20 protein-coding genes are annotated in these 25,784 nt (G+C 68.2%); 9 read left to right on the top strand and 11 right to left on the bottom strand.

What is annotated here, in order from left to right; all coding sequences use genetic code 11:
* Window positions 1-88: 88 nt before the first annotated feature.
* The 8 genes from ACIQCS_RS03260 to ACIQCS_RS03225 all read right to left on the bottom strand — a co-directional run bounded on the left by ACIQCS_RS03260 (window position 89) and on the right by ACIQCS_RS03225 (window position 12,012).
* The gene (locus ACIQCS_RS03260) at window positions 89-1,186 is read right to left on the bottom strand and encodes a PepSY-associated TM helix domain-containing protein (RefSeq protein ID WP_401530045.1); all 1,098 of its coding nucleotides are present in this window, start codon (window positions 1,184-1,186) and stop codon (window positions 89-91) included.
* Window positions 1,186-3,417 (bottom strand): TonB-dependent receptor, encoded by a 2,232-nt coding sequence (locus tag ACIQCS_RS03255; RefSeq protein ID WP_345851866.1) that lies wholly within the window; start codon window positions 3,415-3,417, stop codon window positions 1,186-1,188. Before ACIQCS_RS03255 ends, ACIQCS_RS03260 begins: the two co-directional genes overlap by 1 nt.
* A gap of 125 nt (window positions 3,418-3,542) precedes the next feature.
* On the bottom strand, window positions 3,543-4,688 hold the full coding sequence (locus ACIQCS_RS03250) for an MFS transporter (protein WP_345851865.1): 1,146 nt from the start codon (window positions 4,686-4,688) through the stop codon (window positions 3,543-3,545).
* Window positions 4,689-4,701: 13 nt separating this feature from the next.
* Window positions 4,702-5,475: a DeoR/GlpR family DNA-binding transcription regulator gene (locus ACIQCS_RS03245; protein ID WP_345851864.1), complete on the bottom strand. Its 774-nt coding sequence runs from the start codon at window positions 5,473-5,475 to the stop codon at window positions 4,702-4,704.
* 55 nt (window positions 5,476-5,530) lie between these two features.
* Window positions 5,531-5,917 (bottom strand): hypothetical protein, encoded by a 387-nt coding sequence (locus ACIQCS_RS03240; RefSeq protein WP_345851863.1) that lies wholly within the window; start codon window positions 5,915-5,917, stop codon window positions 5,531-5,533.
* A gap of 99 nt (window positions 5,918-6,016) precedes the next feature.
* Window positions 6,017-8,788: a TonB-dependent receptor gene (locus ACIQCS_RS03235; protein WP_401530041.1), complete on the bottom strand. Its 2,772-nt coding sequence runs from the start codon at window positions 8,786-8,788 to the stop codon at window positions 6,017-6,019.
* A gap of 837 nt (window positions 8,789-9,625) precedes the next feature.
* Complete coding sequence (locus ACIQCS_RS03230; protein ID WP_345851861.1) at window positions 9,626-10,696, bottom strand: acyl-CoA dehydrogenase family protein; 1,071 nt, start codon at window positions 10,694-10,696, stop codon at window positions 9,626-9,628.
* Window positions 10,697-10,791: 95 nt separating this feature from the next.
* On the bottom strand, window positions 10,792-12,012 hold the full coding sequence (locus ACIQCS_RS03225) for an acyl-CoA dehydrogenase family protein (protein ID WP_345851860.1): 1,221 nt from the start codon (window positions 12,010-12,012) through the stop codon (window positions 10,792-10,794).
* 307 nt (window positions 12,013-12,319) lie between these two features.
* Here ACIQCS_RS03225 and ACIQCS_RS03220 point away from each other — a divergent pair, with 307 nt between their 5' ends.
* The 6 genes from ACIQCS_RS03220 to ACIQCS_RS03195 all read left to right on the top strand — a co-directional run bounded on the left by ACIQCS_RS03220 (window position 12,320) and on the right by ACIQCS_RS03195 (window position 18,749).
* Window positions 12,320-13,546 (top strand): MFS transporter, encoded by a 1,227-nt coding sequence (locus ACIQCS_RS03220; RefSeq protein WP_345851859.1) that lies wholly within the window; start codon window positions 12,320-12,322, stop codon window positions 13,544-13,546.
* Window positions 13,547-13,619: 73 nt separating this feature from the next.
* Window positions 13,620-15,143, top strand: a complete 1,524-nt coding sequence (locus ACIQCS_RS03215) for a class I adenylate-forming enzyme family protein (RefSeq protein ID WP_345851858.1) — start codon at window positions 13,620-13,622, stop codon at window positions 15,141-15,143.
* Window positions 15,140-15,913, top strand: coding sequence for a thioesterase family protein (locus ACIQCS_RS03210; protein ID WP_345851857.1), 774 nt, complete (start codon window positions 15,140-15,142; stop codon window positions 15,911-15,913). Before ACIQCS_RS03215 ends, ACIQCS_RS03210 begins: the two co-directional genes overlap by 4 nt.
* 109 nt (window positions 15,914-16,022) lie before the next feature.
* Window positions 16,023-16,451 carry an EF-hand domain-containing protein gene (locus ACIQCS_RS03205; RefSeq protein WP_345851855.1) on the top strand — a complete coding sequence of 143 codons (429 nt, stop codon included), beginning with the start codon at window positions 16,023-16,025 and terminating at the stop codon, window positions 16,449-16,451.
* Between the two features lie 89 nt (window positions 16,452-16,540).
* Window positions 16,541-17,260: a response regulator gene (locus ACIQCS_RS03200; protein WP_280280237.1), complete on the top strand. Its 720-nt coding sequence runs from the start codon at window positions 16,541-16,543 to the stop codon at window positions 17,258-17,260.
* A 94-nt stretch (window positions 17,261-17,354) separates the two neighbouring features.
* Window positions 17,355-18,749 carry an ATP-binding protein gene (locus ACIQCS_RS03195; protein WP_345851854.1) on the top strand — a complete coding sequence of 465 codons (1,395 nt, stop codon included), beginning with the start codon at window positions 17,355-17,357 and terminating at the stop codon, window positions 18,747-18,749.
* A 141-nt stretch (window positions 18,750-18,890) separates the two neighbouring features.
* On the opposite strand, the gene ACIQCS_RS03190 is transcribed toward ACIQCS_RS03195, so the two are convergent.
* A complete protein-coding gene (locus ACIQCS_RS03190) occupies window positions 18,891-20,006 on the bottom strand; it encodes a purine nucleoside permease (RefSeq protein ID WP_345851852.1) in 1,116 nt (371 codons plus the stop codon).
* Between the two features lie 137 nt (window positions 20,007-20,143).
* Between ACIQCS_RS03190 and ACIQCS_RS03185 the strand changes: the two genes are divergently transcribed.
* Window positions 20,144-20,590 carry a hypothetical protein gene (locus ACIQCS_RS03185; RefSeq protein WP_345851851.1) on the top strand — a complete coding sequence of 149 codons (447 nt, stop codon included), beginning with the start codon at window positions 20,144-20,146 and terminating at the stop codon, window positions 20,588-20,590.
* Between the two features lie 250 nt (window positions 20,591-20,840).
* Here the strand turns inward: ACIQCS_RS03185 and ndk are convergent, their stop codons facing one another.
* Together ndk and ACIQCS_RS03175 are read right to left on the bottom strand one after the other, a co-directional pair.
* Window positions 20,841-21,263 (bottom strand): nucleoside-diphosphate kinase, encoded by a 423-nt coding sequence (gene ndk, locus ACIQCS_RS03180; protein WP_137863991.1) that lies wholly within the window; start codon window positions 21,261-21,263, stop codon window positions 20,841-20,843.
* Window positions 21,264-21,416: 153 nt separating this feature from the next.
* Window positions 21,417-21,860, bottom strand: coding sequence for a DNA polymerase III subunit chi (locus ACIQCS_RS03175; protein WP_345851850.1), 444 nt, complete (start codon window positions 21,858-21,860; stop codon window positions 21,417-21,419).
* Between the two features lie 120 nt (window positions 21,861-21,980).
* On the opposite strand from ACIQCS_RS03175, the gene ACIQCS_RS03170 reads away from it, so the two are divergent.
* Both ACIQCS_RS03170 and ACIQCS_RS03165 read left to right on the top strand, forming a co-directional pair.
* Entirely contained in the window at window positions 21,981-24,293 is a 2,313-nt protein-coding gene (locus tag ACIQCS_RS03170) for an LPS assembly protein LptD (protein WP_345851849.1), read from the top strand.
* A gap of 96 nt (window positions 24,294-24,389) precedes the next feature.
* Complete coding sequence (locus tag ACIQCS_RS03165) at window positions 24,390-25,784, top strand: peptidylprolyl isomerase (RefSeq protein ID WP_345851848.1); 1,395 nt, start codon at window positions 24,390-24,392, stop codon at window positions 25,782-25,784.

Here is a 25,784-nt window from a genome sequence, read left to right as displayed (position 1 = left end):
GGCGTTGCGCCGGGATCCGGCTTCTCCTTGCCCGGGTGCGAGCAGCAGCAGGACCCCGGCGCAAGGCCGGAGTGACGGAACAAGCAACCTAGGCTGCCGTCTTGCGCACGACCTTCCCAGGCTTCGGCCGCTTGAACCAGAAGCTCCACACCGCCAGGCTGCCCAGCAGCAGCATCGCCAGCCCCGATGCGGTGAGCAGCAGCCGGTAGAGCAGCCCGCCCACCTTGGCAGCGTGCACCGGATAGGCGCCGTTGAAGATCTGCGCCCCCCGCGGCAGCGCCAGCGCGTCGATCGATCCCAGCATGTGCCCGTCGGCGGCATCGAACCAGATGTTCGAGCGGCCATTGGGCAGCCATTCGCCCGCCCGTCGCATCCGCACCAGGATCGGGTCGCCGGCCTTGCGCGGCAGCGAGAGGATGCGGAGCTGCGCATCGGGGAAGCGGGCATGCGCCGCCGCCACGATCGCGCGCCAGTCGGGATGCGCGGCCAGCGGTCCGCTCTTCGCCATGGGCGGCTTCATCGCCGCGGCATCGGCCGCCGGCGAGGAGAAGGGCATGGTGACGAGCGCCGCGAAGGGCTTGAAGATCATCATCGTGCCGGTCACCGCCGACAGCAGCAGCAGCGGCGCCACCACGATCCCCAGGTCGCGGTGCTGCATCACGATCATCGGCCGGCTCAGCCGCTTGGGCCAGAGCCGGAACCTGAAGGTCCTGCGCGTCCGCCACCACAGGATCGTGCCGGTGATCACGAACAATATCGCCGCCAGCCCGGCGATGCCGATCATCGTCTCGCCGGTGTCGCCAGCGAAGAGATGATGGTGCAGGTCGAACAGCCACAGCTCGGGCCGGCTCCACTGGCTGTCCCAGCGCGTCACCACATCGCCCGCCTGGTCGGCATAGGCGCCCGCGCCCTTGGCCAGTCGCAGCTGGTGCAGCCCGAACCGGTCGTCGGCATAGAGGATGCTCTGCGTCGCCGGCTCGGCCGCCATCAGCTTCGCCGTCGTCGCGGCGATGGCGCCGTCATCCGCCACGCGCATGTCCGCCGCGTGCGGCAGCGTCAGCGCCAGCCAGCTCTCCTCATGGACCAGGATCGCCCCGGTCAGCCCCATGATCGCCAGCACCAGGCCGAGCACGCCGCCGGTCCAGCGGTGGATCAGGTCGAGCCATTGCATCACGCCGCGCTGCATCAGAAGCGATAATCCCAGCCAAGCGTGAAGGTGCGCCCGCGCCCGGCATAGAACACCGTGTTGTCGTTGGGCAGGCGGGTGTCGGAGCTATAGTCGATATACATCTTGTCGAACAGGTTGGTGACGCTGAGGCTCAGCCCGCCCAGCCCGGTCTGGTAGCGGACATGGGCGTCGGTCAGCACATAGCCGCCGAAGTCGTTCATGAAGAGCTTTTGCGGGTGCAGCGGATTGGCATCGTCGATCGTCCGCGCCTTGCCGTCGAAGCGGCGCGACAGATAGAATTGCGTCTGCACCCGCGCGCTGAACGGCCCGCTGGCATAGTCCGCCGCCAGGTTGATGCGATCGGGCGAGATGTTGGTGCCGTCGAGATCGGTGTCGACCTTGCCGTCCGGCACCGCGTCCGCGTCGTAGCGGCCCTTCAGATGGGCATAGCCGATGCTCGCCTTCAGGCCCGGCATAGGCAGCTTCACGCCCAGATTGACCTCCAGCCCCTCGATCTCCACTCGCTGGCGCTGCACGTCGAATATCCCGCTCGCGCGCGCGATCAGCAGCTGCCCCTTGTCGCTCGACGACCAGAAATAGGTGACCGAGGCGTCGAGCGGCCCGCGCTTCGCCTCCACCCCGATCTCGCGATTGTTCGAGACGATCGGCGAGATGTCGAGATAATTGTCCAGGTCGACGCCGGGCACCTTGATTGCCCGGGTGATGCGGCCGATGTCGGGCACGGTGAAGCCCTCGGCATAGCTTGCATAGGCGCGGATGCCGGGCACCGGCTCCACGATCACGCCGCCGTTGAACAGCAGGTCCTCGAACTTCGGCTTGCCGCCCGAGACCGCGACGCCGCCATAGGTCGCCTTGTTCGGCGCGACATAGGTGGTCGAGGCGAGCGTGTGGTAATCGTCGATCCTGATCTCGACATTCTCGTAGCGCGCGCCGCCGGCCAGGCGCAGCTTGCCGCCGAACAGCTTCAGGTTCGCCTGGGCGAAGGGCGCCAGGCTGCGAAAGTCGCTGGGCGGCACCCAGATGCGCGCGGTGGCGATCAGCCGCTGCTCGGTCTTGTCGACCAGCGCGTCGAAGCCGAGCGTGGCGGTCAGCGCCTCGAAGCCGGGCACCGCCCGCTCGTAGCTCAGCTTGGCGCCCAGCTTGCGCGAGCGGTTCTCGGACTGGTCGAACAGCTTCTCGGTCGGATCGAGCCTGGGGTCCTGGAAGGTCGCGATCGGCGCGATCTCGCCGCCGAACGTGTCATGGGTGCGGTTGAAGAAGATCTGGCCGATGAAATTGCCGCCGCCCAGCGCCGTGTCGGTATAGGTGAGCGCCACGCTCTCGGTCCGGCTCGCGGCCGGCTTGCCCGGGGCGTCACCGCGGATCGCGCTGGTCGGCAGGCCGGTGGCGCGGTTGCCCGGCACCGCGACATAATTGCCGCCGCCCTTCAGCTCGAAGCGGCTCGCGATCAGGTCGATCCGCCCGGTATCGCCCAGCTGGTATCCGATGCGCGAGAACAGCGAGACCGTGGCCGAATCCTGCGTCTCGCCCTGGGTGAGGTTCAGGCCGACACGGCGCCCGTCGCCGTCGTAGAAGACGCCGCGCTTCTCATAGGCCGCGCCGAAGCTCGCGTCGAAGCGGCCCGACTTCCACTGGACCAGCCCCGCGGCCTTGCCGCCGATGCCGTCGCTCCGGAAGTCGTTGTCCGCCGTGCCCTGCAGCAGCACGCGCCCGCTGACTCCATCGGTCTTCGGCGCGCCCACCGTCACCTGGTTGACGATGCCGCCGGTGCCGCCGATCCCCTGCAGCGCGTTCGAGCCATAGATCAGCTCGACCCGGTCGACGAAGAAGCCGTCGATGGTGAAGCCGTCGCGGCTGCCGTCGCGCATCGGCGTCGACTGGGGGATGCCGTTGATCGCATAGAGCGGCGAGCGTCCGCGCAGCGTCTCGCCCGCGCCGGACAGCTTCTGGCGGGTCGGCGAGAAGGACGGCGTGAGGTTCGCCACCGCGTCGGTCACCGATCCCGAGATCGCGATCTGCTGGTCGAGCCGCTGCTTGTCGATCACGTCGATGGTGAGCGGCAGCGCGTTGGGCGGCAGCATCGTGCGCGCCGCGGTGACGACGATCTCCTCGGAATTCTCCGCATCCTTTCGCGGCTCGGCCTGCTGGGCATGGGCGACGGGCGGCATCGCCACGACAAGCGCCGGCAACGGCAAGGAAAGCAGCGAAAGGCGCGCGCGCACGGCCATGGATGGACCCCCGGGAGTTTCGCCGTGCCGCCATGGGCCGGCCCTGTTCGCGGGAGCCGCTAGCAGCGACGAGATGCTATTGCAAGCTAGTCGCAATAGCCCTTGTGCGAGGCGCCGGCATCGCTTCAGGCCGAATGCGCCACCCTTGCCGTCCGCCGGGCGGTGAAGGGAACCAGCAGGAGCAGCACCGCCAGCATCCAGAAGGCGGCGCGCAGCCCCACCCCCTCCGCCACCAGGCCGATCGCCGCCGGCCCGGCGAGAATGCCGGCATAGCCGAGCGTGGTGATCGCGCCGATCGCCAGGGCCGGCGGCATATGAGTCTGCGCCCCGGCAAGGCGGAACAGCACCGGCACGATGTTCGACGCCCCCAGTCCGATCAGCAGGAACCCCGCCAGGGCGACCGGCGCGACCGGCACGCTCAGCAGCACCACGAAGCCCGCGACCGCGACCAGCCCGCCGCCGAGCAAGGTGCGGTAATCGCCCAGCCGCGCCGTCAGCCAGTCCCCCAGCAGCCGCCCGCCCGTCATCGCGATCGCGAACAGGATATAGCCCAGCCCGCCCTGCGTCGCGCCGACCAGCCCCATCTGGGTGATCAGCAGCGCGCTCCAGTCGAGCATCGCGCCTTCGGCCAGGAAGGTCGCCATGGCGAGCACCGCCAGCAGCACCACCACGCCGTGCGGCCGCACGAACAGCGGCCCGTCCTCGCCCTGCATGGCCGGCAGCAATCGGGGCCAGGCGACCAGCATCGCCGCCAGCATGATCCCCGCGCACACCAGGCTGCCGGCCAGCGCGCTCACCTTCAGCGACAGGAAGATCGTCATCAGCCCGGCACCGGCAAAGCCGCCGATGCTGAACAGCGCATGGAAGCCGGACATCAGCGGCCGGTCCGCCGCGCGCTCCACTTCCACCGCATGCACGTTCATCGCCACGTCGAGCGAGCCGAGCGCGGCGCCGAACAGCAGCAGCGCGCCGCCCAGCGCCAGGGGTGTCGCGGCGACGGTCAGCAGCGGCAGGATCACTGCGAGCGCGATGCCGCTCGTCACGATCACCGGCTTGCCGCCATAGCGCGCGCTGAGCGGCCCGGTCGCCAGCATCGCCGCGATCGAGCCGATGCCGATGCAGAGCAGCAGCACCCCCAGCATCGCGGCGTCGATATGCAGGCGCGCCTTGGCAAAGGGCACCAGCGGCGCCCAGCAGGAGATCCCGAATCCGGCGACCAGGAAGGAAAGGCGCGTGGCCAGCCGCGTGGCCGGACGATCGGCGGAAGTCATGAAATGCTCCGGCTCAGGCGGGATCGGCGATGAGGATGCCGCGGCACCCGGCCGCATCGAGCGCGGCGCGCTGCGCGGCCGAGGCGCTCGCTTCGACCACCAGCAGATCGATCTGGCCCAGTGCCGCGACCTGGTGCGGCGCGGCGCGGCCGAGCTTGTCGCTGGCGATCAGCGCCACCGTGCGCGCCGCCCGGGCGACGACGGCGCGCTTGAAGGTCGCATCGGCGAGCTGTGCCGCCCCCACGCCTTCCTCCGACACCGAGCAGGCGCCGATGAATGCCCGGTCGAACCGCATCTGCATCAGCGCCTGCAGCGCCACCGCATCGACACAGCCGCCGATGATCGGATCGGCCTCGCCGCCCAGCAGGATCAGCGTCAGGTCCTGCCGCCGCAGCGCCGCCGCGGCGATGTCGATCGCATTAGTCGCGATGGTCAGGTCCCTGTCCTCGGGCAGGAACTCGACCAGCGCGAGGTTGGTGCTGCCGCTGTCGAGGAACAGGAACTCGCCCGGCCGGATCGTCGTCGCGGCGGCGCGGGCAAGCGCATGCTTGTGCCCCTGATCGCCCGTCATCCGCGCCGCCATCGGCGCCGAGATCGGGGAGACCGGCAACGCTCCGCCATAGACGCGCCGGCACTTGCCCTCGGCGGCCAGCGCCCGCAGGTCGCGCCGGATCGCGTCTTCCGAAACCGCGAACTCGGCAGCCAGGGCGCCGGCCGAGACCGGCTGCCCGTCGGCAAGGCGCGCGGCAATCGCATCGCGCCGCGCATTGGGGGGATCAACAATCATGAATCGGCATTAACGTGCATAAACATGCGAGTCAACGCGCACGGTTATGCACGATTTAGCGTTCTTGCCGTCGCGGTACCTCGAAGCGCAGGCCGCCGCGCGCCTCCACCGTGATCGGCCCGCGCGGCTTGGCGGGCAGCGCCGCCGTCACGCGCCCGAACAGCCGCCGCGCATCGCCCGGCCGGCGCGTCCGCACGCAGAGCGTCGTCTCCCCTTCCCGCCCCCAATGCTGCTGGTCCACCGCCCGCACCCCGCGATCGCGCGCGAGCAGCGCCCGCACGCGTTCGAAGGCGGGCCGGTCGATCCCCATCGCATAGCTGCCGAACTGGACGCGGACCGCACATTCCGGCGCCGGCGCCGCCTGGGCAAGGGCCGGGGCCGGTACGAGCAAGGCGAACAGGGGCAACAGGCACGAGCGCATGCGGCATTTCTCCACGATCATCTCCCCCTCGCCTTCCGCCCACCCGGCTGAACCGCGCCTGAAACGGCGAACGGGCCCGCGGATCGCTCCGCGGGCCCGTCCCCATTTCTCCCTCCGGCGTCAGAAGCGCGAGCGCAGCGTGATGCCATAGGTCCGCGGCTCGGCGAGATAGGCCGAGAAGATCTGCGACCCGCCCGGATAGCCCGTCGTCGGCGTGGTGCTCACCGCCTGGAAGGGCGAGCTGAAGCCGACCTGCATGTAATTGGCCTTGGTCGCGTTCTGGACCCAGAGCTCCAGGGCCCAGAGCTGGTCGTTGCCGCTGATGCCGATACGGCCGTTGACCACCACGAAGCTCTGCTGCTCCTTTTGCGGGAACAGGTCCGAGCCGGTATTGTAGCGGTCGGCCAGGCGGGCATCGACATAGAGCAGGCCGCGCAGCGATCCGCCCAGCGAAGGCGTCCAGCCCGCCGAGCTCGTCACCACCCATTCGGGCGCGTTCGAGAGCAGCTGGCCCGGCAGCAGGCGCAGCGCCGGATCGAGCGGCGCGCCGCTGCTCGATCCGACCAGGTTGTTGGCGTATTTGGTCTTGGCATAGGTCACGCCGAAGTTGAAGTTCAGGTCGCGCACCGGCGACATGGCCATCTCGACTTCGAAACCGGTCGAGACCACGCCCGGCTTGATCTGGTTCGACGGGCAGGCGCCGGTAGTCGCGCTCAGGTCGCGGTCGCCGCCGTTCAGGCTGACCTTGCAGCCATTGATGTTCTGGACGAGATAGACCGTGCCGTTGAACGTGTTCAGCTGGAAGTTGCTGAATTCCTGGCGGAAGCCCGCAACGTTCAGGTTGAAGCCCCGGGTCGAGAGCTTCATGCCCGCTTCATAGGCGGTGACTGTTTCCTCCTCGAACTGGAGCACATCGGCATAATAGCCGGCATTGGCCAGGCTGATCGGGAAGATCGGCAGCGGCTGGGCCGGGTTCGGGTTCTTGAAGGCCGAACGATCCAGGTTGAAGCCGCCCGCCTTGTAGCCGCGCGAATAGCTCGCATAGAGCAGGATGTTGTCGACCGGCTTCCACGACAGGATCGCCGTGCCGGTGAACTTGTTCTCCTTGCGCTGGTCGTTCAGCGTCAGCCCATTGAGCGCGGAGGACGAGCCGCCCTGGCAGCTCAGCGTGATGATGCCGCCCGCAAGCGGCGCCAGCGCGGCCACGCCCATATAGGGCAGCAGGTTCGTCTGCTGCACCGGGCATATCGTGTTGGTATTGTTGAAGTTCGCGTTCAGCTTCTTGGTCTCGTTGGTGTAGCGCAGGCCCACCGTCAGATCCACCTTGCTGGTGACGTGGAAGATGTTGTGCGTGAAGAAGGCGAAGTTCGAGCTGGTCTGGTCGAAGTTCGCCGTGTCGTCGCCGACGTTGCGAACCGTGTCGAGCCGCTGCAGCCCCTGCACCATCGCCGACCCCGCCGCGCCGAGCGGCCCGAGCGTGTTGCTCAGCACCGCCACGCCGGTGGGCGACAGGCAGCCGACATTGTTCGGATTGTAGAAGGCGCTGAACGAGCCATAGACGACGCGACAGGCGGCGAACCGGCCATAATCGTTGCCGAACTTGAGCTCGCTCTTCGTGTCCAGGTCCTCATGGGCGTAATAGCCGCCCACCAGCCAGTCGAGCTTGCCGCCAAAGGCCTCGCCATGCAGGCGCAGCTCCTGGGTGAAGGTCTTGAACTGGCGGCCGCTCTTCGGGCCGAAATAGAGGATGTCGGCCAGGCCGTAATCGGCATCGGCCGCCTGGGTATTGTCATAGTCGCGATAGGCGGTGATCGAGGTCAGCTCGGCGCCGCCCAGGTTCCAGTTGACCTCGGCCGAGAAGCCCCAGTCCTTGGTCTTGCCGGTATAGGAGCGGTTGGCGCTGGTCGCGATGCGGCGCGAATAGGCGTCGTTATAGCCCGGGAAATACTGCGCGAAGGTCGTGCCGGTGATCCCGGTCAGCACCGTCGCCACCGGCGTGCCCGGCGCGATCAGCCCCGGATTGGTCGGCGAGACATAGGCATTGGCCTGCGACACGTCGGCAGTCGCATAGACGGCGGCGCAGCAATCTTCCTTGCGATAGCTATAGTCGCCGATCAGGCGGACGGAGAGATCGGAGCTGGGCTGGAACAGCAGCTGGCCGCGGACGAGATAGCGGTCGCGATTGTTGATGTCCCGCCCGGTATTGACGTCGTGATAGAAGCCGTCGCGCTTGGAATAGAGCCCGTCGAGGCGGAAGGCGAGCTGCTCGGTCAGCGGCCCGGTCACCGCGCCCTGCAGGCGCCACGCGTCATAATTGCCATAGGTGGCCTCGGCCATGCCGCCAAAGGTGAACTCCGGCCCCTTGGTGGTGACGCTGAGCATGCCGGCCGAGGCGTTGCGCCCGCCCAGCGTGCCCTGCGGCCCGCGCAGCACTTCGATGCGTTCGATCTCGCCCAGGTCGTTCAGGCCCAGGCCGGTGCGCGAGCGATATACGCCGTCGATGAAGGTCGCGACCGAGCTTTCCAGGCCCGGATTGTCGCCCACCGTGCCGACGCCGCGGATGCGGGCGGAGGTGTTGGCGTCGCTGCCGGTCGAGGAGACGAGCAGCGACGGCGCGACCTGGTTGAGCGCGCGAATGTCGTTGGCGCCGGTGCGCTCGAGCTGAGTGGCGGTCACCGCCGAGACGGCGAGCGGCACGTCGGCGAGCACCTGGGCGCGGCCCTGGGCGGTGACGACGATCTCGTTGGGATCGCGGGTTCCCGTGTTCTGCTCGGTCTGGTTCTGGGCAGTCGCGTCGGCCGGGGTCTGGGTGTCCTGCGCGAAGGCAGGGGCCGCCAGAGCAAAGCTGAGCGCAGGAACAGCAACGCACGACAAAAGGCGTAACCGCATCATCATCATCTCTCCCACCACGGGCCAGAGCACTTTGGCGGCTCCATACCCTATCCTCGAATACTGACAGGTCCCCGAGGGACGTCAAGCAGAACAAAGGTTGCAAAAGGGGACTAACTCAGCAGTGTTGCGCAAATGTCATATATTGCTGGGTTATGTCTTCTTCCCCCAGCCGAATCGATCTTCGAAAAATTGGGGACGCTTTGCGGTCTCACGCCATAACCGTCACCCCGGCAAAGGCCGGGATCCCAGACGAAGGCGCGATACGGCATGAAATCGCACCCCGGATCGGGCCCGGGGTCGCCAGACCCAAACCACCTTCGTCATCCCCGCGCAGGCGGGGATCCAGGGCCAAGGGCGGGTTGCGGGCATTCGAGTCCCGCGCGCTCCCGGGAGCGCTCGCCTGGCAGCATCCTTGTCCCGAACTACCCTGGATCCCCGCCTGCGCGGGGATGACGGAGTTTGATGATTGGGTCGCGCGCCCAGGTTGAGAACCCAAACGAGTATCCGTTTTCCACCGTCATCCCGGCCTTGCGCCGGGATCCCGCTTCTTCTGCCCTCAGCAAGGCAGCGGGACCCCGGCGCAAGGCCGGGGTGACGAAGGAGGAATAGCGAGTCCCCAACCTAGGGTCAGGACCCGATCAAGGCTTTGATTCTTTCACCATCTCCGCGGCTCCCTCGTCATCCCCGCGCAGGCGGGGATCCAGGGCCACGGGCGGCTTGCGCGCAGTCGAGTCCTGCGCGCTCCCGGGAGCGCTCGCCTGGCAGCATCCTTGTCCCGAACTATCCTGGATCCCCGCCTGCGCGGGGACGACGGGCTTTGCCGATTGAATCGTGGCCCTAGTACCCGTTCAACCGCGCGAACCGGTCGCGGTGCCAGGCGGCATTGCCCCATTGCGCTTCCAGCACCCGCGCCCGCTTCAGGTAGAAGCCCGCGTCATGCTCGTCGGTCATGCCGATGCCGCCATGGAGCTGGATCATCTCGCGGCTGACCAGATGGAGCGTCTCGTTCGCCACCGCCTTGGCCAGGCTCACTTCCTGCGCCACGTTCGCGCGGCCGCTGTCGATCGCCTCCAGCGCGCCCTCCACCGCCGAGCGGCACAGCTCCAGCTCGGTGAACATCCTGGCCATGCGATGCTGCAGCGCCTGGAAGCTCGCCAGCACCTGCCCGAACTGGACGCGGGTCTTCAGATAGTCGTTGGTCTGGGCAAAGGCGCTCTCGGCCATGCCGAGCATCTCGGCGCTCGCCGCCGCCGCCGCGCGGTCCGCGACTTGCCCGATCAGCTCCGCGCCGCCGCCCAGCGCCTCGGCCGGAGCATTGTCGAACGTCACCTGCGCATGGCTGCGCGCATCGGTCAGGTGCCGCGGCGAACGCGTTACGCCCGGATCGCCCGGGACGAGATACAGCCCATCCGTCGCCGCGACGACGAACAGCTGCGCGCTGTCGCCCTCGGGCACAAAGGCCTTCACGCCGCTGAGCTTGCCGCCTTGCGCTTTCGTCGCGATCTTCGCGGGATCGAAACGCGGGCCCTCGTCGATCGCCAGCGTGGCGACCAGCTCGCCCGCCGCGATCTGCGGCAGCCATGCGGCCTGTTGCGCGTCCGATCCGCCCATCAGGATGGCGCTGGTCGCCGCCGCGGCGCTGGCGAGCGGCGTCGCGACCAGGTTGCGGCCGAGCTGCTCGAGCACCAGGCCCAGCGAGACATAGCCCATCCCGGCGCCGCCCTGCGCCTCGGGCACCAGGATGCCCGCCCAGCCCATTTCGGCCTGGGCCCGCCACATCTCCGCGTCATAGCCGGCGGACGGGGCGGCATCGCGCATCTTGCGAAAGGCGGTGACGGGGGCCTCGTTGTCCGCCCATTCGCGCGCCATGTCGCGCAGCATCGTCTGTTCTTCGGTCAGGATTGCCATCTCGTTATCCTCGTCATCCCGGCGAAGGCCGGGATCTCGTGCCGCAAGCCGCGCGCTGGCGGCCTGAGACCCCGGCTTTCGCCGGGGCGACGGCACTATTGATGATCCAGCATCCCCAGGATGCGCTTGGCGATCACGTTGTTCTGGATCTCGGTCGAGCCGCCATAGATCGACACCGCCTTGCCGAAGAGCCAGCTGCGCACATCCTTCAGCGCATCCTCCTCGAACCCGTCGCCGTCCCAGCCCAGGCCGGCCAGGCCGCGGATCTCGATCAGCAGCTCGGAGCGCTCCTGCATGATCCGCGCGCCGACATTCTTCATGATCGAGGTGGCGGCGCTGGGCCCCTGGTTCGACTTGGCCTCCAGCGCGGTGCGCCGCAGCGTGAGCAGGAAGCTGCGCAGGTCCATCTCGTGCCGGGCGATGCGGCTGCGCAGATCGGCATCGGCGATCCGGCCCTCGCCGTCCACGCCGACGAACTTCTTGGCGATCTGCCCCAGCGAAGCGCCCGCGAACATCCGGCCCGCGGCCGAGCCGCCACTCGACAGGCTGGAGCGCTCGTGCTGGAGCAGCCGCTTGCCGATCGTCCAGCCCTCGCCTTCCTGGCCCACTCGATTGGCCTTGGGAACCTTCACATCGGTGAAGAAGGTCTCGCAGAAGGGCGAGCTGCCCGAGATCAGCCGGATCGGCTTCACTTCCACGCCCGGCGTATCCATGTCGACCAGCAGGAAGGTGATGCCCTCATGCTTCTTCGTCTTGTCCGTGCGGACGAGCATGAAGCATTTGTCCGCCCATTGGCCGCCGCTGGTCCAGGTCTTCTGGCCGTTGACGACATAATGGTCGCCATGATCCTCGGCGAAGGTCTGGAGCGAGGCCAGGTCCGAACCCGCGCCCGGCTCCGAATAGCCCTGGCACCAGCGCACCAGCCCCTTGGCGATCGCCGGGATATGCTCGCGCTTCTGTTCCTCCGTGCCATATTCGAGCAGGGTCGGGCCGAACATCATCACGCCCATGCCGCCGATCGGGTTCCAGGCGCCGGCGCGCTGCATCTCTTCCTGGAGCACCCGCGCCTCGGCCCGGCTCAGCCCGCCGCCGCCATATTCGCTCGGCCAGGTCGGCACGCCCCAGCCCTTGTCGCCCATTGCCTGCTGCCAGGCGGCTTCCTCGGGCGAATTCTCGTGCGGCCCCTCGATCGCGGACATCGCATTGTCCTTGCCCTTCAGGCCGGGCGGGAAATTGGCCGCGATCCAGGCGCGGGCCTCAGCGCGAAACGTATCCAGGGGATTCGCCGGGGCATCGATATCGGGGGCCGTGGCCATCACACTCTCCGGATGTTCTTGTCCTTTCGAATTTGCGGTACGGCTGGGCGGGCGTCAAGCCAATCTTCCCCGCGCCGCATCCGTCGTCCCGCAATCCTTGGCTTCGCTCCCTATCCGTCATCCTGGCGAAGGCCGGAATCTGGTGCGGCTCCTGCCCGGCGCCCTCGCGGGAGATCCCGGCTTTCGCCGGGATGACGGGTACTTGCCATGCCCCTTGCCATGTCGCCAAAGTTCCCATTATGTTCTTGCGCCATTCCGCATGGCGACATCGCCCTTCTCTGCTAAAGGGCCCGCAAAGGGGATAATCATGAAGTTCGAACATCGCGCGGTGCCGATCGTGCTGATCGCCGTGCTCATCGACGTGATCGGCTTCGGCATCGTCATGCCGGTGCTTCCCGCGCTCGTCACCGAGCTCGGCCATGTCGAGCTCGATGCCGCGACCCGCATCGCCGGCTGGATGCTCGCCGCCTTCGCCATCGCCGGCTTCTTCGCCGGCCCGGTGCTCGGCAATCTGGGCGATCGCTATGGCCGCCGCCCGGTGCTGATCCTGTCGATGGTGGCCTTCGCGATCGACTATGCGCTGATGGCCGCCGCGCCCAGCCTGGCGTGGCTGTTCGTCGGCCGGGTCATCGCCGGCATCGCGGGTGCCACTTTCGGCCCGGCGAGCGCGGTGATCGCCGATGTGACTCCGCCCGAGAAGCGCAGCGCGGTGTTCGGGCTGGTCGGCGCGGCATTCGGTGTCGGCTTCATCCTGGGGCCGGCGCTGGGCGGGATCAGCTCGGTGCTCGGCCTGCGCGCGCCCTTCCTGATCGCCGCGATCTGCGCCGCGCTGAACGCGGCGGTGATGTTCTTCTTCCTGCCCGAGACGCTGGCGAAGGAGAACCGCCGCCCGTTCCGCTGGTCGGACGCGCACATCGTCGGCGCCTTCCGCCCGCTCTTCCATGCCGGCAATGCCGGGCCGCTGCTGCTCGCCTGGTTCTTCTGGCAGCTCGCCGGCACCGTCTATCCGTCCACCTGGTCCTTCTGGGCGGCGATCCGCTTCGGCTGGGATGCCACTGCGATCGGCTGGTCGCTCGCCTATGTCGGCTTCCTCACCGTGCTGGTGCAGGCGCTGCTCACCGGCCGGGTGATCAAGCGGTTCGGCGAGCGCGGGGCGGCGCTGATCGCGCTCTGCGCCGCCTCGTTCACGCTCTTCTCCTATGCCTTCATCCAGCAGGGCTGGCAGGTCTATGCCTTCTTCCTGGTCGGCGCCTTCGGGGCGTTCGCCTATCCGGCGCTCAACGGCACCTTGTCGGGCATGGTCGGCGCCTCGCACCAGGGCGCGCTGCAGGGCGGCATCTCGAGCATGAACAACGTCGCGGCGATCCTCGGCCCGCTGATCGCCACCCAGGCGCTGGCGGCGGGCTCGCATCGCGGCTTCGACGGCGCGGCCTTCCTGGTCGCGGGCACGCTGATGGCCTGCGCCGCGCTGATCATCGCGCTGTTCGTCCATATGCGCCCCGCCCCTGCCGAGGCACCGCAACCGGGCGATTGAGCATTTTTTCGAAAAATGCGTATGGCCTTCGTCCCGGCGCTCTTCTAGGCGTGCCGGGAACGGGGGAGAAGCTATGCGTACCGAAGCGATGCTCGCCGGCGAATTCGCCACATTGTCCGATCTGATCCGCGGCCATGCGGAGGAGCGGCCGGACAAGCCGGCGATGATCTGCGAGGACCGGGCGATCAGCTATGCCGCGCTCGACGCGATGCTCGACCGTGTTGCCGCGGCGCTTCAGCGCGAAGGGCTGGCCAGGAACGAAGCGGTCGCGATCCTCGGCGCGCCGTCGATCGAATATGCCTGTGCCTTTTTCGGCGCGCTGCGGGCCGGCTGCGTTCCCACGCCGCTCCAGCCTTCGGCCACGCCGGCGCAGCTCGCCGCGATGATCGCCGATTGCGGGGCGAGGATCCTGTTCCTCGATGCCACCGGAGCGAAGGCGCTGGGCGACGCGGCCGTCGCGGCGCAGCGGGTGGCGCTCGACGATGGCGATGCGGGCATCGCTTTCCACGCCTTCCTGGCGCCGGAGGGCAGCAGGCCCGTACCGGTCGAGATCGGCCCCGACGATCCGTTCAACATCATCTACAGCTCCGGCACCACCGGCGTGCCCAAGGGCATCGTCCAGCCCCAGGCGATGCGGTGGATCCACATCGCCCGCGCGCCCGGCGGCTTCGCCAATGCGGTGACGATGATCGCCACCCCGCTCTATTCGAACACCACGCTGGTCAGCTTCATCCCCACCATCGCCTGGGGCGGCACCGCGGTGCTGCTCGGCAAGTTCGACGCGCGCACCTTCGTGACGCAGGCGGCGAAGCACCGGGCCACCCATGCGATGCTCGTGCCGGTCCAGTATCAGCGGATCATGGCGCTGCCCGATTTCGACAGCTTCGACCTGTCGAGCTTCGCCCTCAAGACCTGCACCAGCGCGCCCTTCTCCGCGGCGCTGAAGGCCGATGTGCTCGCCCGCTGGCCGGGGCTGCTCGTCGAATATTACGGGATGACCGAGGGCGGCGGCACCACTGCCCTGCTCTGCAACATGCACCCCACCAAGCTCCACACCGTCGGCACGCCGTTGCCGGGGCAGGACATCCGCCTGATCGACGAGGCGGGCAACGAAGTCCCGCAGGGCGAGATGGGCGAAGTGGTCGGCCGCTCGGGCGCGATGATGAGCGGCTATCACGGCCGCGCCGAGGCCACCCGCGACGCCAGCTGGCACGACGCCGAGGGCAATCGCTATATCCGCCACGGCGATGTCGGCCGCTTCGACGAGGACGGCTTCCTGATCCTGATGGACCGCAAGAAGGACCTGATCATCTCGGGCGGGTTCAACATCTATCCCTCGGACCTCGAGGCGGAGCTGGTCGCGCACCCCGGCGTGGCGGATTGCGCGGTGGTCGGCATCCCCTCCGAGCAATGGGGCGAGACGCCGGTCGGCTTCTTCACCGGCCCGGGCGACTCGGCCGAAGTCCTCGCCTGGTTCAATGCCCGGGTCGGCAAGACCCAGCGCCTCGCGGATCTCGTCAAGCTCGACGAGCTGCCCCGCAACGCGATCGGCAAGGTCCTCAAGCGCGAGCTGCGCGACCGGTACGCGGCCGGATGACGCCGCTAGCGGACATCCTGGCCGGGGCAGCACGCACCGGCGGCGGCCTCGCCACCGCCGTCCCCGCCGACTGGATGCAGGGCCGCACCGCCTATGGCGGCCTCTCCGCCGCGCTCGCGCTTCAGGCCGCGCTCGAGGCCGAGCCCGACCTGCCTCCGCTCCGCTCGGCCCAGATCGCCTTTATCGGCCCGCTCGCCGGCGACGTGACCGTCACCGCGACGAAGCTCCGCCGCGGCCGCAACGCCGCCTTCCTCCAGTCCGACGTCGCCTCGGAGGCGGGGCTCGGCCTGCGCGCCACGTTCGTGTTCATGGCGCCGCTCGCCTCGGCCCTCGCCCATGACACGGCGCCGCGCGCGCCCCTGCCCCCGCCGGCGCCGGACGCCGAGCTCTATACGGGGCCCGAGGACTTCTTCACCGGCAATTTCAACTTCCAGGACCATCGGGAGGGCACCGGCCCGGCCGAATGGCTGCGCTGGGCCCGGCTGCGCGCGTCCGCCGGCCTTCACCCGTTCGTCGAGCTGATGGCGATCGGCGATGCGCTGCCGCCCGCCGCCTTCAAGCTGATCGAGGAGCGCCGCACGCCGCTCAGCTCGCTGAACTGGCAGATCAATTTCCAGACCGCCGAGCCGCGCACCACCGATGGCTGGTGGCTGCTCCACGCCACCGCCGACACCGCGCACCACGGCTATTCCACCCAGCGCATGGCGATCTGGAACGCGGCAGGCGAACCCGTCGCCGAGGCGATGCAGGGAGTCGCGATCTTCGGCTGAGACAATTTGCGACAGTTTCCCGGGCGCATGACAAATCCATGCGACAGCTGCTGTCCAGAAATCGAATCCTGTCGGGGCGACACCCCCGGAACACAGGAGTTCGACCCCGATGAAGAAGTTCCTTCTCGCCGCCGCCTTCGGCGCGACGCTGCTTGGCGCCCCGGCCTTCGCCCAGGACGCCCCGCCGGCCCCACCCCCGCCCGGCGGCGGGATGTTCGACCGGCTCGACACCAATCATGACGGCGCGATCACCAAGGAAGAGTTCCAGGCCGATGTCGCCGCCCGCTTCGCGCGGCTCGACACCAACCATGACGGCAAGGTCAGCCCGGAGGAGCGCGCCGCCGCGCGCCCCGGGGGTGGTGGCGGTCGCGGCATGGCCGGCGACATGACGCTTGCCGACATGCAGGCCCAGGCCGAGCGCCGCTTCGACCGGCTCGACACCAATCACGACGGCAAGATCGATCAGGCCGAGTTCGCGGCGATGCGCGCGCGGATGGAACGTCGCGGTCCCCCGCCGGGCGGCTCGGAGAGCAACTGAGCCCGCCCGCTCTGGCCCGGGCGGGTTTGCCTCCTCACCCGCCCGGGCACCCCTTGTCTTGCGGCATGCCCATGACTTACGAACCCGACATGCCGGACACGCCGCATCTCCTGCTCGTCGAGGATGAACGCTCGATCCGCGAGCCGCTCGCCCAGTATCTCACCAAGCAGGGTTTCCGGATCACCCAGGCCGGCGATGCCGAGGGCGCTCGCGCCCGCATGGCCGCCTATGCCATCGATCTGGTGGTGCTCGACATCATGATGCCCGGCGAGGACGGCCTGTCGCTCTGCCGCCATATCCGCGAGAGCAGCGACACGCCGGTGATCCTGCTCACCGCGCGGGGCGAGGAGACCGACCGCATCGTCGGGCTCGAGATGGGTGCCGACGACTATGTCGTGAAGCCCTTCTCGCCGCGCGAGCTCGCCGCCCGGATCAAGGTGGTGCTGCGCCGGCTCCAGGCCGGCGGCACCCGCCAGCACGCGCCCGATGCGGGCAGCTTCGCCTTTGCCGGCTGGGTGCTCAAGACCGGCGAGCGCGCCCTGGTCGACCGTGAGGGCGTCTCGGTTCCGCTCTCCACCGGCGAATACAGCCTGCTCCACGCGCTGGTTACCCGGCCCCGCGCGGTGCTCACCCGCGACCAGCTGCTCGACCTGACCCAGGGCCGTGAGGCCGCCGCCTTCGACCGCGCGATCGACAACCAGGTCAGCCGCCTGCGCAAGAAGATCGAGCCCGATCCCCGCAACCCGGCGATCATCAAGACCGTCTGGGGCGGCGGCTACACGCTGGCGGCCGAAGTTACGCGGCTGTGACCTCCATCCGCCATCCCGGCGACCCCGGCCCCGATCCGGCGCGGGATCTCAGGCGGCAAGCGACCGGCCTGAGGCACGAGATCCCGGCTTCCCGATGACCGGCCTCTTCCCCCGCTCGCTCCCCGGCCAGATCGCCCTGCTCGTCGCCGTGGCGCTGTTCGTCGCCCAGGCGATCAATTTCGGCTTCCTCGTCCGCGAGCGCCAGAACGCCCGCTTCGCCCAGGTGATCGTTCCCACCGTCACCCGGCTGATCGACGCAGCCGAGCGGCTCGGCGCGCCGGTGAACCCGCGCCCGGACGCGCCCGGCATGGCCGAACGGCGCGGCGGGCATGAGGGGCGCCGCCAGCTGCGCGGGCGCGTCGATTTCGGCCCCGTCAACCCGATCCCCGCCGAGCTCGTCCGCCGCAGCGACATCGAACGCGACTTTCGCCGCGGGCTCACCGATGGCGGCGTCGCCATCGGGCAGGTCGTCGCCGTGGTCCGGCCGATCGACGGCAGCCGCCCGCTGCTCAAGCGCATGGACCCCGCCCGCGCCGATCGCCTCCGCCGCATGGGCGCCGAGCTGATGGTGGCGGTCGAGCTGCCCGGCAAGGGCTGGCTCTCGCTCAGCTCGGCCTGGCCGCGCTCGGAGCGCACCCTGATCCTGCAGCTGCTCGCCCAGACGCTCATCCTCTATATCGTCGTGCTCCTGCCCGTCCTCTGGGCCGGCCACCGCATCGCCCGGCCGCTGCGCAAGCTCGCCACCGCCGCGCGCGATTTCCATCCCGGCGATGGTGCCCGGCCAGTCGAGGAAAGCGGCCCGAGCGACGTGCGCGCGGTGATCGCCGCCTATAACGCGCTCAGCACCCGGGTGACGGGCATGCTCGACGAGAAGGACCGCATGCTCGGCGCGATCGGGCACGACCTGCGCACACCGCTCGCCGCGCTGCGGGTCCGCATCGAATCGGTCGAGGACGAGGACGATCGCTCCCGCATGGCCGACACGATCGACGAGATGAACCGCACGCTCGACGACATCCTCAGCCTCGCCAGGCTCGGGCGCCCGAGCGAGCCGCCCACCGATGTCGATCTCTCGGCGCTGATCGACGCCGTGGTCGAGGATTTCCGCGATCTCGGCCGGGAGGTGACCTTCGAGGAGGCACCCCGGCTGCGCATGCACCTGCGCCCCGCGTTGATGCGCCGCGCAGTGCGCAACCTGATCGAGAATGCCGTCAAATATGGCGGCGGCGCCGAGGTTCATCTCCGCCCGGGCGAGCAGCGCGTCGCGATCGAAGTCTGCGATCGTGGGCCCGGCATCCCGCCGGAGAAGCTGGAGAAGGTCTTCGATCCCTTCACTCGCCTCGAGGAATCGCGCAACCGGGAGACCGGCGGCGCCGGCCTCGGTCTCGCGCTGGCCCGCGCCATCGTCCGCGACGCCAGTGGCGAGATCAGCCTCGCCAATCGCGAAGGCGGCGGCCTGGTGGCGACGATCACCCTGCCGCGCAGCTAGGTTGAGAACCTATATAAGTCATTGATTTGAAGCCGTCATCCCAGCCTAGAGCCGGGATCCCGCTTCTTCTTCCGTCCGTAAGACAGCGGGACCCCGGCGCAAGGCCGGGGTGACGACGGGATTGTGGCACGGCCCGCATCCTCACTTCGGCGGCGCCTTGGAATAGGCCGGCCAGCCGCGAACGATCTCGCGCACCACCGGCACGCCCACTTGGTAGAGCCCGTCCAGCGCCGGCAGATAGCCCGCAAAGGATTGCGGCCCCTCGCGCACGAGCTGCTCCGATGCCGGCACGCCCCTGGGAGGCATGTCGAAGTTGCTCGCCGCGCGGAGCAGCAGGACCCGGTCCGGGTCGACCCGCCCTGCCCGACCCAGCGCCGACAGCGCGACCATCGCCCCGGCGTCGTTGGTCTCGGTGGTCCGGAAGGTCCCGCGGCCGTCGGTCATATAGGGGACCCAGCGGCGCGCCCAGGCATCCAGCCGCCCGCCGAGCCAGAAGGTCTCCGACGAGAGCGTCGATCCGATCGCCACTTCCGGTGCCGAACGCGCCCGGGGCTGGTCATATTCCTCGCGAACGGCCCGCATCTCGGCATTGTCCGGAAGCGCGATGCGGACGGTCAGCCGGTATGCCCAGCGGGCAAGCGAGGCATTCAGCATAGTGACCGTCCGCGCGCGGTTCGTCCGGAACGGGCCGGTCCAGCTGCGGACATCCTCTGGCGAGCCCGCCGCCACCCGCGGTTCGGGATAGGGCCTGGTCTTGCCCGCCGGAAAATATCCCTCCGGCCAGTCGGCGGGGATCTCGCGGGCGTCGATCTCATGGGCGACGTCGCCGTTGACGACGAAATCCGTCCAGATCAGGTCCCCGATGGTCCCCGTTTCCGGCGACGCGCCCGCAATGCCGTTGATCAGCCAGTAGGAGCGGGAAAGGTCGAAATTCGCGTCCAGGCCCAGCGCCATCAGGTTCACGGCGGGATGCAGGCTGTTGGGCCCGATCTTCATTGCGATGATCGATCCGTCGGCATTCGCCCAGACCGGGTTGAACGCCCCCTTGACCGGTAGCCGCCGCTTGAGGTTCAGGCCCTCGATCCAGTGATGCAGTTCGCCCGGCTTGTCGGCATCCCCCCAATAGCCCTTCTCGCCATAGGCCTTGCTGGTCTCGAAATATCCCAGGATGACCACCTTCGGATGCAGCACCGCCGCCCCGGCATTCCCAGGCAGGGCGACCGATATCAGCGCCGCCGCAATTCCAAGCCTACGCATCCGGTCGCGCCCCCTTTTCGCATGCTGATCGTCCGATCATGACAGCCAGGCCTGGCTTTGCAATCGACGGCCCTCGGCAACCGCGATCCCCGCGCCGCGTTTGCAGCTTCGGGAAACGACAAAGGGAGGATTTCGGAATGCGCGCGATGATCGCAATGACGATGCTGGCGCTCGCCGGCTGCACCCAATCGACTTCGACTTCCGGGCCGCCAGCGGAGCTCCGCGGAGGCCAGATGAGCCCGGTTCCCGCCTTCAACGGCGGCGGCGAAGGTTGGAGCATCGACATCACCTCCACCGGCGGCGGCGCCCATGACGCCAATCTCGTCTGGGCCAGCGGCTCGCGACAGAGCGATTTCAAGCTGTTCTACAAGGGCCAGCCGGCGGACGCGCCGAGCACCCTGATCGTCCTGAGCGGCGAGATTCGGGCAGATGGCGCGCTCCGGCCGGTGATCGTCGAGATCAAGCGCGAACCCTGCAAGGACGATGCGGGCGCCAGCTTCCTGCACAGCGTGACGGTGACGGCGGAGGGCCTGGTGCCGGGCACTAGCCAGATGCGCGGCTGCGGCCACCTCGCCATGCGCTAGGTTGGGGGACTCATATTCTTCGTTCGTCACCCCCGGCCTTGCGCCGGGATCCCGCTGCTTCTTGCGCTGGCGAGATAGCGGGATCCCGGCGCAAGGCCGGGGGTGACGGAAGTAGAGGCGGGCCATGGCTCCAAATTCACGGGCCAAGCCCTCACATCGAACGCCGAAGCCAGCACCCGTCCGGAAACGAGAAAGGCCGGAGTTTCCACCCCGGCCTTTCGCATCCAAATCGGTGTAGAAACCTCGGCGATCAGCCGACGATCTCTTCCGGCTTGAAGAAGAAGTTGATCTCGATCTCGGCATTCTCGTCCGAGTCCGAACCGTGCACCGAGTTCGCCTCGATCGATTCGGCGAGTTCCTTGCGGATGGTGCCGGCATCGGCATTGGCCGGGTTGGTGGCGCCCATGATGTCGCGGTTGCGCTGCACGGCGTTCTCGCCCTCGAGCACCTGCACGACGACCGGGCCCGAGATCATGAACTCGACCAGGTCGTTGAAGAAGGGACGCTCACGGTGGACGCCGTAAAAGCCCTCGGCCTGCTCGCGGCTCATCTGGATGCGCTTCGAGGCGACGACGCGCAGGCCGGCCTCCTCCAGCATCTTGGTGACTGCGCCGGTCAGGTTGCGGCGGGTGGCATCGGGCTTGATGATCGAAAAGGTCCGGTTCGCGGCCATGGCCGTGCGGCTCCTGCTTTTGAAGTTGTGGAAAAGTCGCGGCTCCCTAGTCCCGGGCGGCGCGCGATGCAAGCGTCCCTGCCGGCACGCGCTTGCCCGGTCGCGCGATGTTGTTCTTTACTGGAGCGCTTTTGGGCGTCCGGCGCCCGCAACTCAGGCCGCCTTTTCCCAGCGGCCCTGCGCATTCTGCTTCCAATAGTTGCGCTCCACCCCGTCGCGGTCGGCCAGCGCCTTCCAGGCGATGCGCGCTTCGGCGATCCGCTCCTCGCCGAAGAAGTGGAAGACCCGCTCGAAGCCCAGCGCCTCTTCGCGCCACACGCCGTCGGCCAGGGCGACGTTGCGCGCACCATTGGCCGCGGTGCCCGCTTCGGCGGCGATCAGCACCGGTTGGCGATCGTCGTCGGGCCCACCCGCCTGGCCATGCGGCAGGAAGCTGTCGGGCGCATAGGTCCATAGCAGCTGGTCGAGCCGGGCCCGCTGGCTCGCCTCGCCCGCCACGATCAGCAGCCGCCCGCCGGCCTCGATCACGCGCTCGGCGATACGGGGCAGCGCGCGTTCCAGGGGAAGCTGCGTCAGATGGTAGAAATCGACCTGCATGGCTCCTGTTAGCGTTTCCGTGCGTTCGGGCCAACGCACGTGACGTTGCGATGGCGCAACCGCTGCGATAGGGCGGTAGGGGCCGCGTGCACGGGAGTTGAAGCAAAGGTGGGAATCGAAGTGACGCGCAAGGCCTTGCTGCTGTCGGCCGCGCTGGGCCTGTGCCTGGCGGCCGAAGCGCGCGCGCAGACGCAGACCGAGCCGAATCAGCGCGCGCCCGCTCCTGCGCCGGCCCCGCTTCCGGCGGCCACCCCCAATCTGCAGACTCCGGCGGTCGAGCCGCCGCCCCCGTCGCCAACGGCACTACCCGAGGGCGAGGGCGAGGACCAGATCCAGTTCACTGCCGACCAGCTCGAATACGATAATGAGCAGGACGTGGTGACCGCCACCGGCGATGTCCGCCTCTATCGCCGCAGCGAGCGGCTACGCGCCGACAAGGTGGTGTGGAACCGCAAGTCGGGCCGGGTGGTGGCCGAGGGCAATGTCGTCCTGGTCAATCCGCAGGGCGACAGCGCCTATGGCGACAAGATCGAGCTGACCGACACGCTGAAGGACGGCGTCGTCCAGAACATGCTGGTCGTGCTCGACGCGGGCGGGCGCGTTGCCGCCCAGCGCGGCGAGCGCCATGAGGACGGCAGCTTCATCGTCCACAACGCCGCCTACACGCCCTGCGCGGTCGGCGATTCGGAAGGATGCCCCAAGGAGCCGACCTGGAAAGTCACTGCGGACCGGGTAGTCTATGATCCCGACACGAAGCGGCTGCGCTACACCGGCGCCCGTGTCTCGGTGTTCGGTTTCGCGACGATCCCCCTGCCGGTCTTCTCGCACCCGGTGGGCGGCGAGAGCGCCAGCGGCATCCTGTCGCCGGACCTGCGCTACAATCGCACCAACGGCTTCCAGTTCGCCCTGCCCTATTATCTCAGCTTCGCGCCCAATCGCGACCTGACGATCACGCCGCGCATCTACACCAACGTGCTGCCGGTGCTGCAGGCCGATTATCGCGAGCTGAATGCGCTCGGCGCCTTCCGGCTCAGCGCCTATGGCACCTATAGCCGCCGGGCAGACGATCTGACGGTTCCCGTCACGCCGGCCACTTCGAAGAACGACTTTCGCGGCTATTTCGACGCGGTCGGCAATTTCCAGCTCGATCCGGCCTGGAGCGTCAGCGCCTCGCTGCGGCTGACTACCGATCGCACCTTCCTGCGTCGCTACGACATTTCGCGCGATGACAGGCTGCGCAATAATATTCGCGTAGAACGTATTGATGCCGATAGCTATTTTTCGATAAACGCCTGGGTGGTGCAGACGCTGCGGGTCGGCGATCGTCAGGGCCTGCAGCCCTATGCCCTGCCCGAGATCGACTATCGCCGTCGGATGGACGACGGGCTGGTCGGCGGGCGCTTCGAGTTCCAGCTCAACACTTTGGCGATCGGCCGCTCGGACGGGCAGGATTCGCAGCGCGCCTTCGCCAGCGCCCGCTGGGACCTGCGCCGCCTGACCAATTGGGGTCAGGAAGTGACTCTGACCGCCTATGCCCGGGGCGACCTCTACAACGCCTCGGACACGAACCTGACCAGCGTGGTCAGCTATCGCGGCGAGGACGGCTTCCACACCCGCGGCATCGCCGCCGCTGCGGTGGACGTGAAATGGCCGCTGGTCGGCAGCCTGTTCGGCGGCACTCAGCGAATCACGCCCCGTTTCCAGGTTGTCGCCTCGCCCAAGATCGCCAATCTGGAAGTCCCCAACGAGGACGCCCGCGCGGTGGATCTGGAGGATTCCAACCTCTTCGCGCTCAATCGCTTCCCGGGCTATGACCGGTTCGAGGATTCGACCCGGTTCACCTGGGGCATGGACTATGCGCTCTATCTGCCGGGCTTCTCGATCGACGCGAATATCGGCCAGAGCTATCGCATCTCGTCGCGCCCCACGCTGTTCCCCGACGGGACGGGGCTGACCGACCGGGTTTCCGACATCGTCGGCCGCACGGTGATCCGCTTCCGCGACTTCATCAGCTTCACCCATCGCTACCGGCTGGACAAGGACAACCTCGCCTTCCGCCGCAACGAAGTCGACATGACGCTCGGCTCGCGGTCAACCTATATCCAGCTCGGCTATCTGCGGCTCAACCGCAACATCAGCGCGTCGCTGGAAGACCTGCAGGACCGCGAGGAGCTGCGGCTCGGCGCCCGCGTCCAGATCGCGCGCTTCTGGTCGATCTCGGGCTCGACGCTGGTCGACCTCACCGACCGCAAGGAGGACCCGACCTCACTCTCCGACGGGTTCGAGCCGGTGCGCCACCGCGTCGGCATCACCTATGAGGACGATTGCCTGAGGCTGGGCTTCACCTGGAAGCGCGACTATGCCACCACTGGCGACGCGTCGCGCGGCAACTCCTATCTGTTCACGCTGGCGTTCAAGAATCTCGGACGCTAGGCTCCGCGGCAGAGGGGAACCGCCGGTAAGCCTAAGTTCAGGCACAATTGGCCAGTAAGCGCCACGCTTCCGGCAGATTTGAGGGTACGGATTCACGTGAACATTGGTGTTACCAAGGCGATCCGCGCAGGCCGCTCGTCCGTTCTGGCGCTCGCGATCTCCAGCCTGGCCTCCGCCGCCATGGCGCAGACCGCCCCGAACACGCCGGCGCCGTCGCCTGCGTCGCAGGAGGAGCAGGAAGCGGCGCTCGCCGCCCAGCTCGATCTTCCCCGCGATCTCAAGCTGTTCGGCAAGGCCGATCCGAATGTCCGCAAGCCCACCGCCATCGTGAACGACACGGTGCTGACCGGCACCGACGTCGACCAGCGGCTCAACCTGATCATCGCGCTCAACAAGCTCAACCTGAAGCCGGAAGAGCGCGATCAGTATCGCATGATGATCCTGCGCCAGCTGATCGACGAGACGCTGCAGATCCAGGAGGCCAAGGCCAACGAGATCAAGGTGGACCCCAAGGAGATCGACCAGAGCTTCGCCTCGGTCGCGCGCCGCCTCCAGAAGACGCCCGAGCAGATGCGCGCCTTCCTGCGCGAGGTCGGCGCTTCGGAACGCACGATGCGCAAGCAGGTCGAGGGCGAAGTCGCCTGGAGCCGGCTGCTGCGCCGCAAGGTGGACATCAACGTGAGCGACGAGGAGGCCAAGGCCATTCTCGACCGCCTCAAGGCCGCGCAGGGCAGCGAGGAATATCACGTCTACGAAATCTACATGAACGCGACCGACGACCGTAAGCAGGAAGTCTATGCGGGCATGCAGCGCATCATCCAGCAGATGAAGGAAGGCGCGCCGTTCGACTATCTCGCCAAGACCTATTCGGAGAGCTCGACCAAGGGCCAGGGCGGCGATCTCGGCTGGGTCCGCCTCGCTCCCGGCGTCCTGCCGGACGAGATGACCAAGGCCGTCGAGGAAATGCAGCCCGGTCAGGTCGCCGGTCCGATCCCGCTCACCACCGGCTTCACGGTCGTCTATCTCGCCGACAAGCGCAAGGTCGGCATGGCCGATCCGCGGGGCGCCAAGCTCTCGCTGCGCCAGATCACCATTTCCTTCCCCAAGGGCACGACCGAGGCGCAGGCCACGGCGCGCGCCGGCCAGTTCGCGCAGGCGACCCAGGCCATCAAGGGCTGCGGCGATGCCTCCAACGTCGCCGCCGCGCAGAATGCCGAGGTGGTCGAGAAGGACGGCGTGGTGATCGGCGAGCTGCCGCCCGCGCTCCAGCAGATCATCCTGCCGCTGCAGGTGGGCCAGGTGACCCAGCCCTTCGGCACGATCGAGGACGGCGTGCGCGTTCTCGTCGTATGCGGCCGCGACGATCCGCCGGCTCCCGGCCTGCCCTCGCTCGAGCAGATCCAGGACGGCGAGGCCGACAAGCGTACCAATCTGCGTGCGCAGCGCATGCTCCGCGACCTGCGGCGCGACGCGCTCATCGAATATCGCTGA

It is taken from the genome of Sphingomonas sp. NPDC092440 (genome assembly GCF_044754985.1).
GTDB lineage: Bacteria > Pseudomonadota > Alphaproteobacteria > Sphingomonadales > Sphingomonadaceae > Sphingomonas.
The sequence above is the reverse complement of the archived record's forward strand: the minus strand, read 5'-3'. Positions and strand labels throughout refer to the sequence as shown.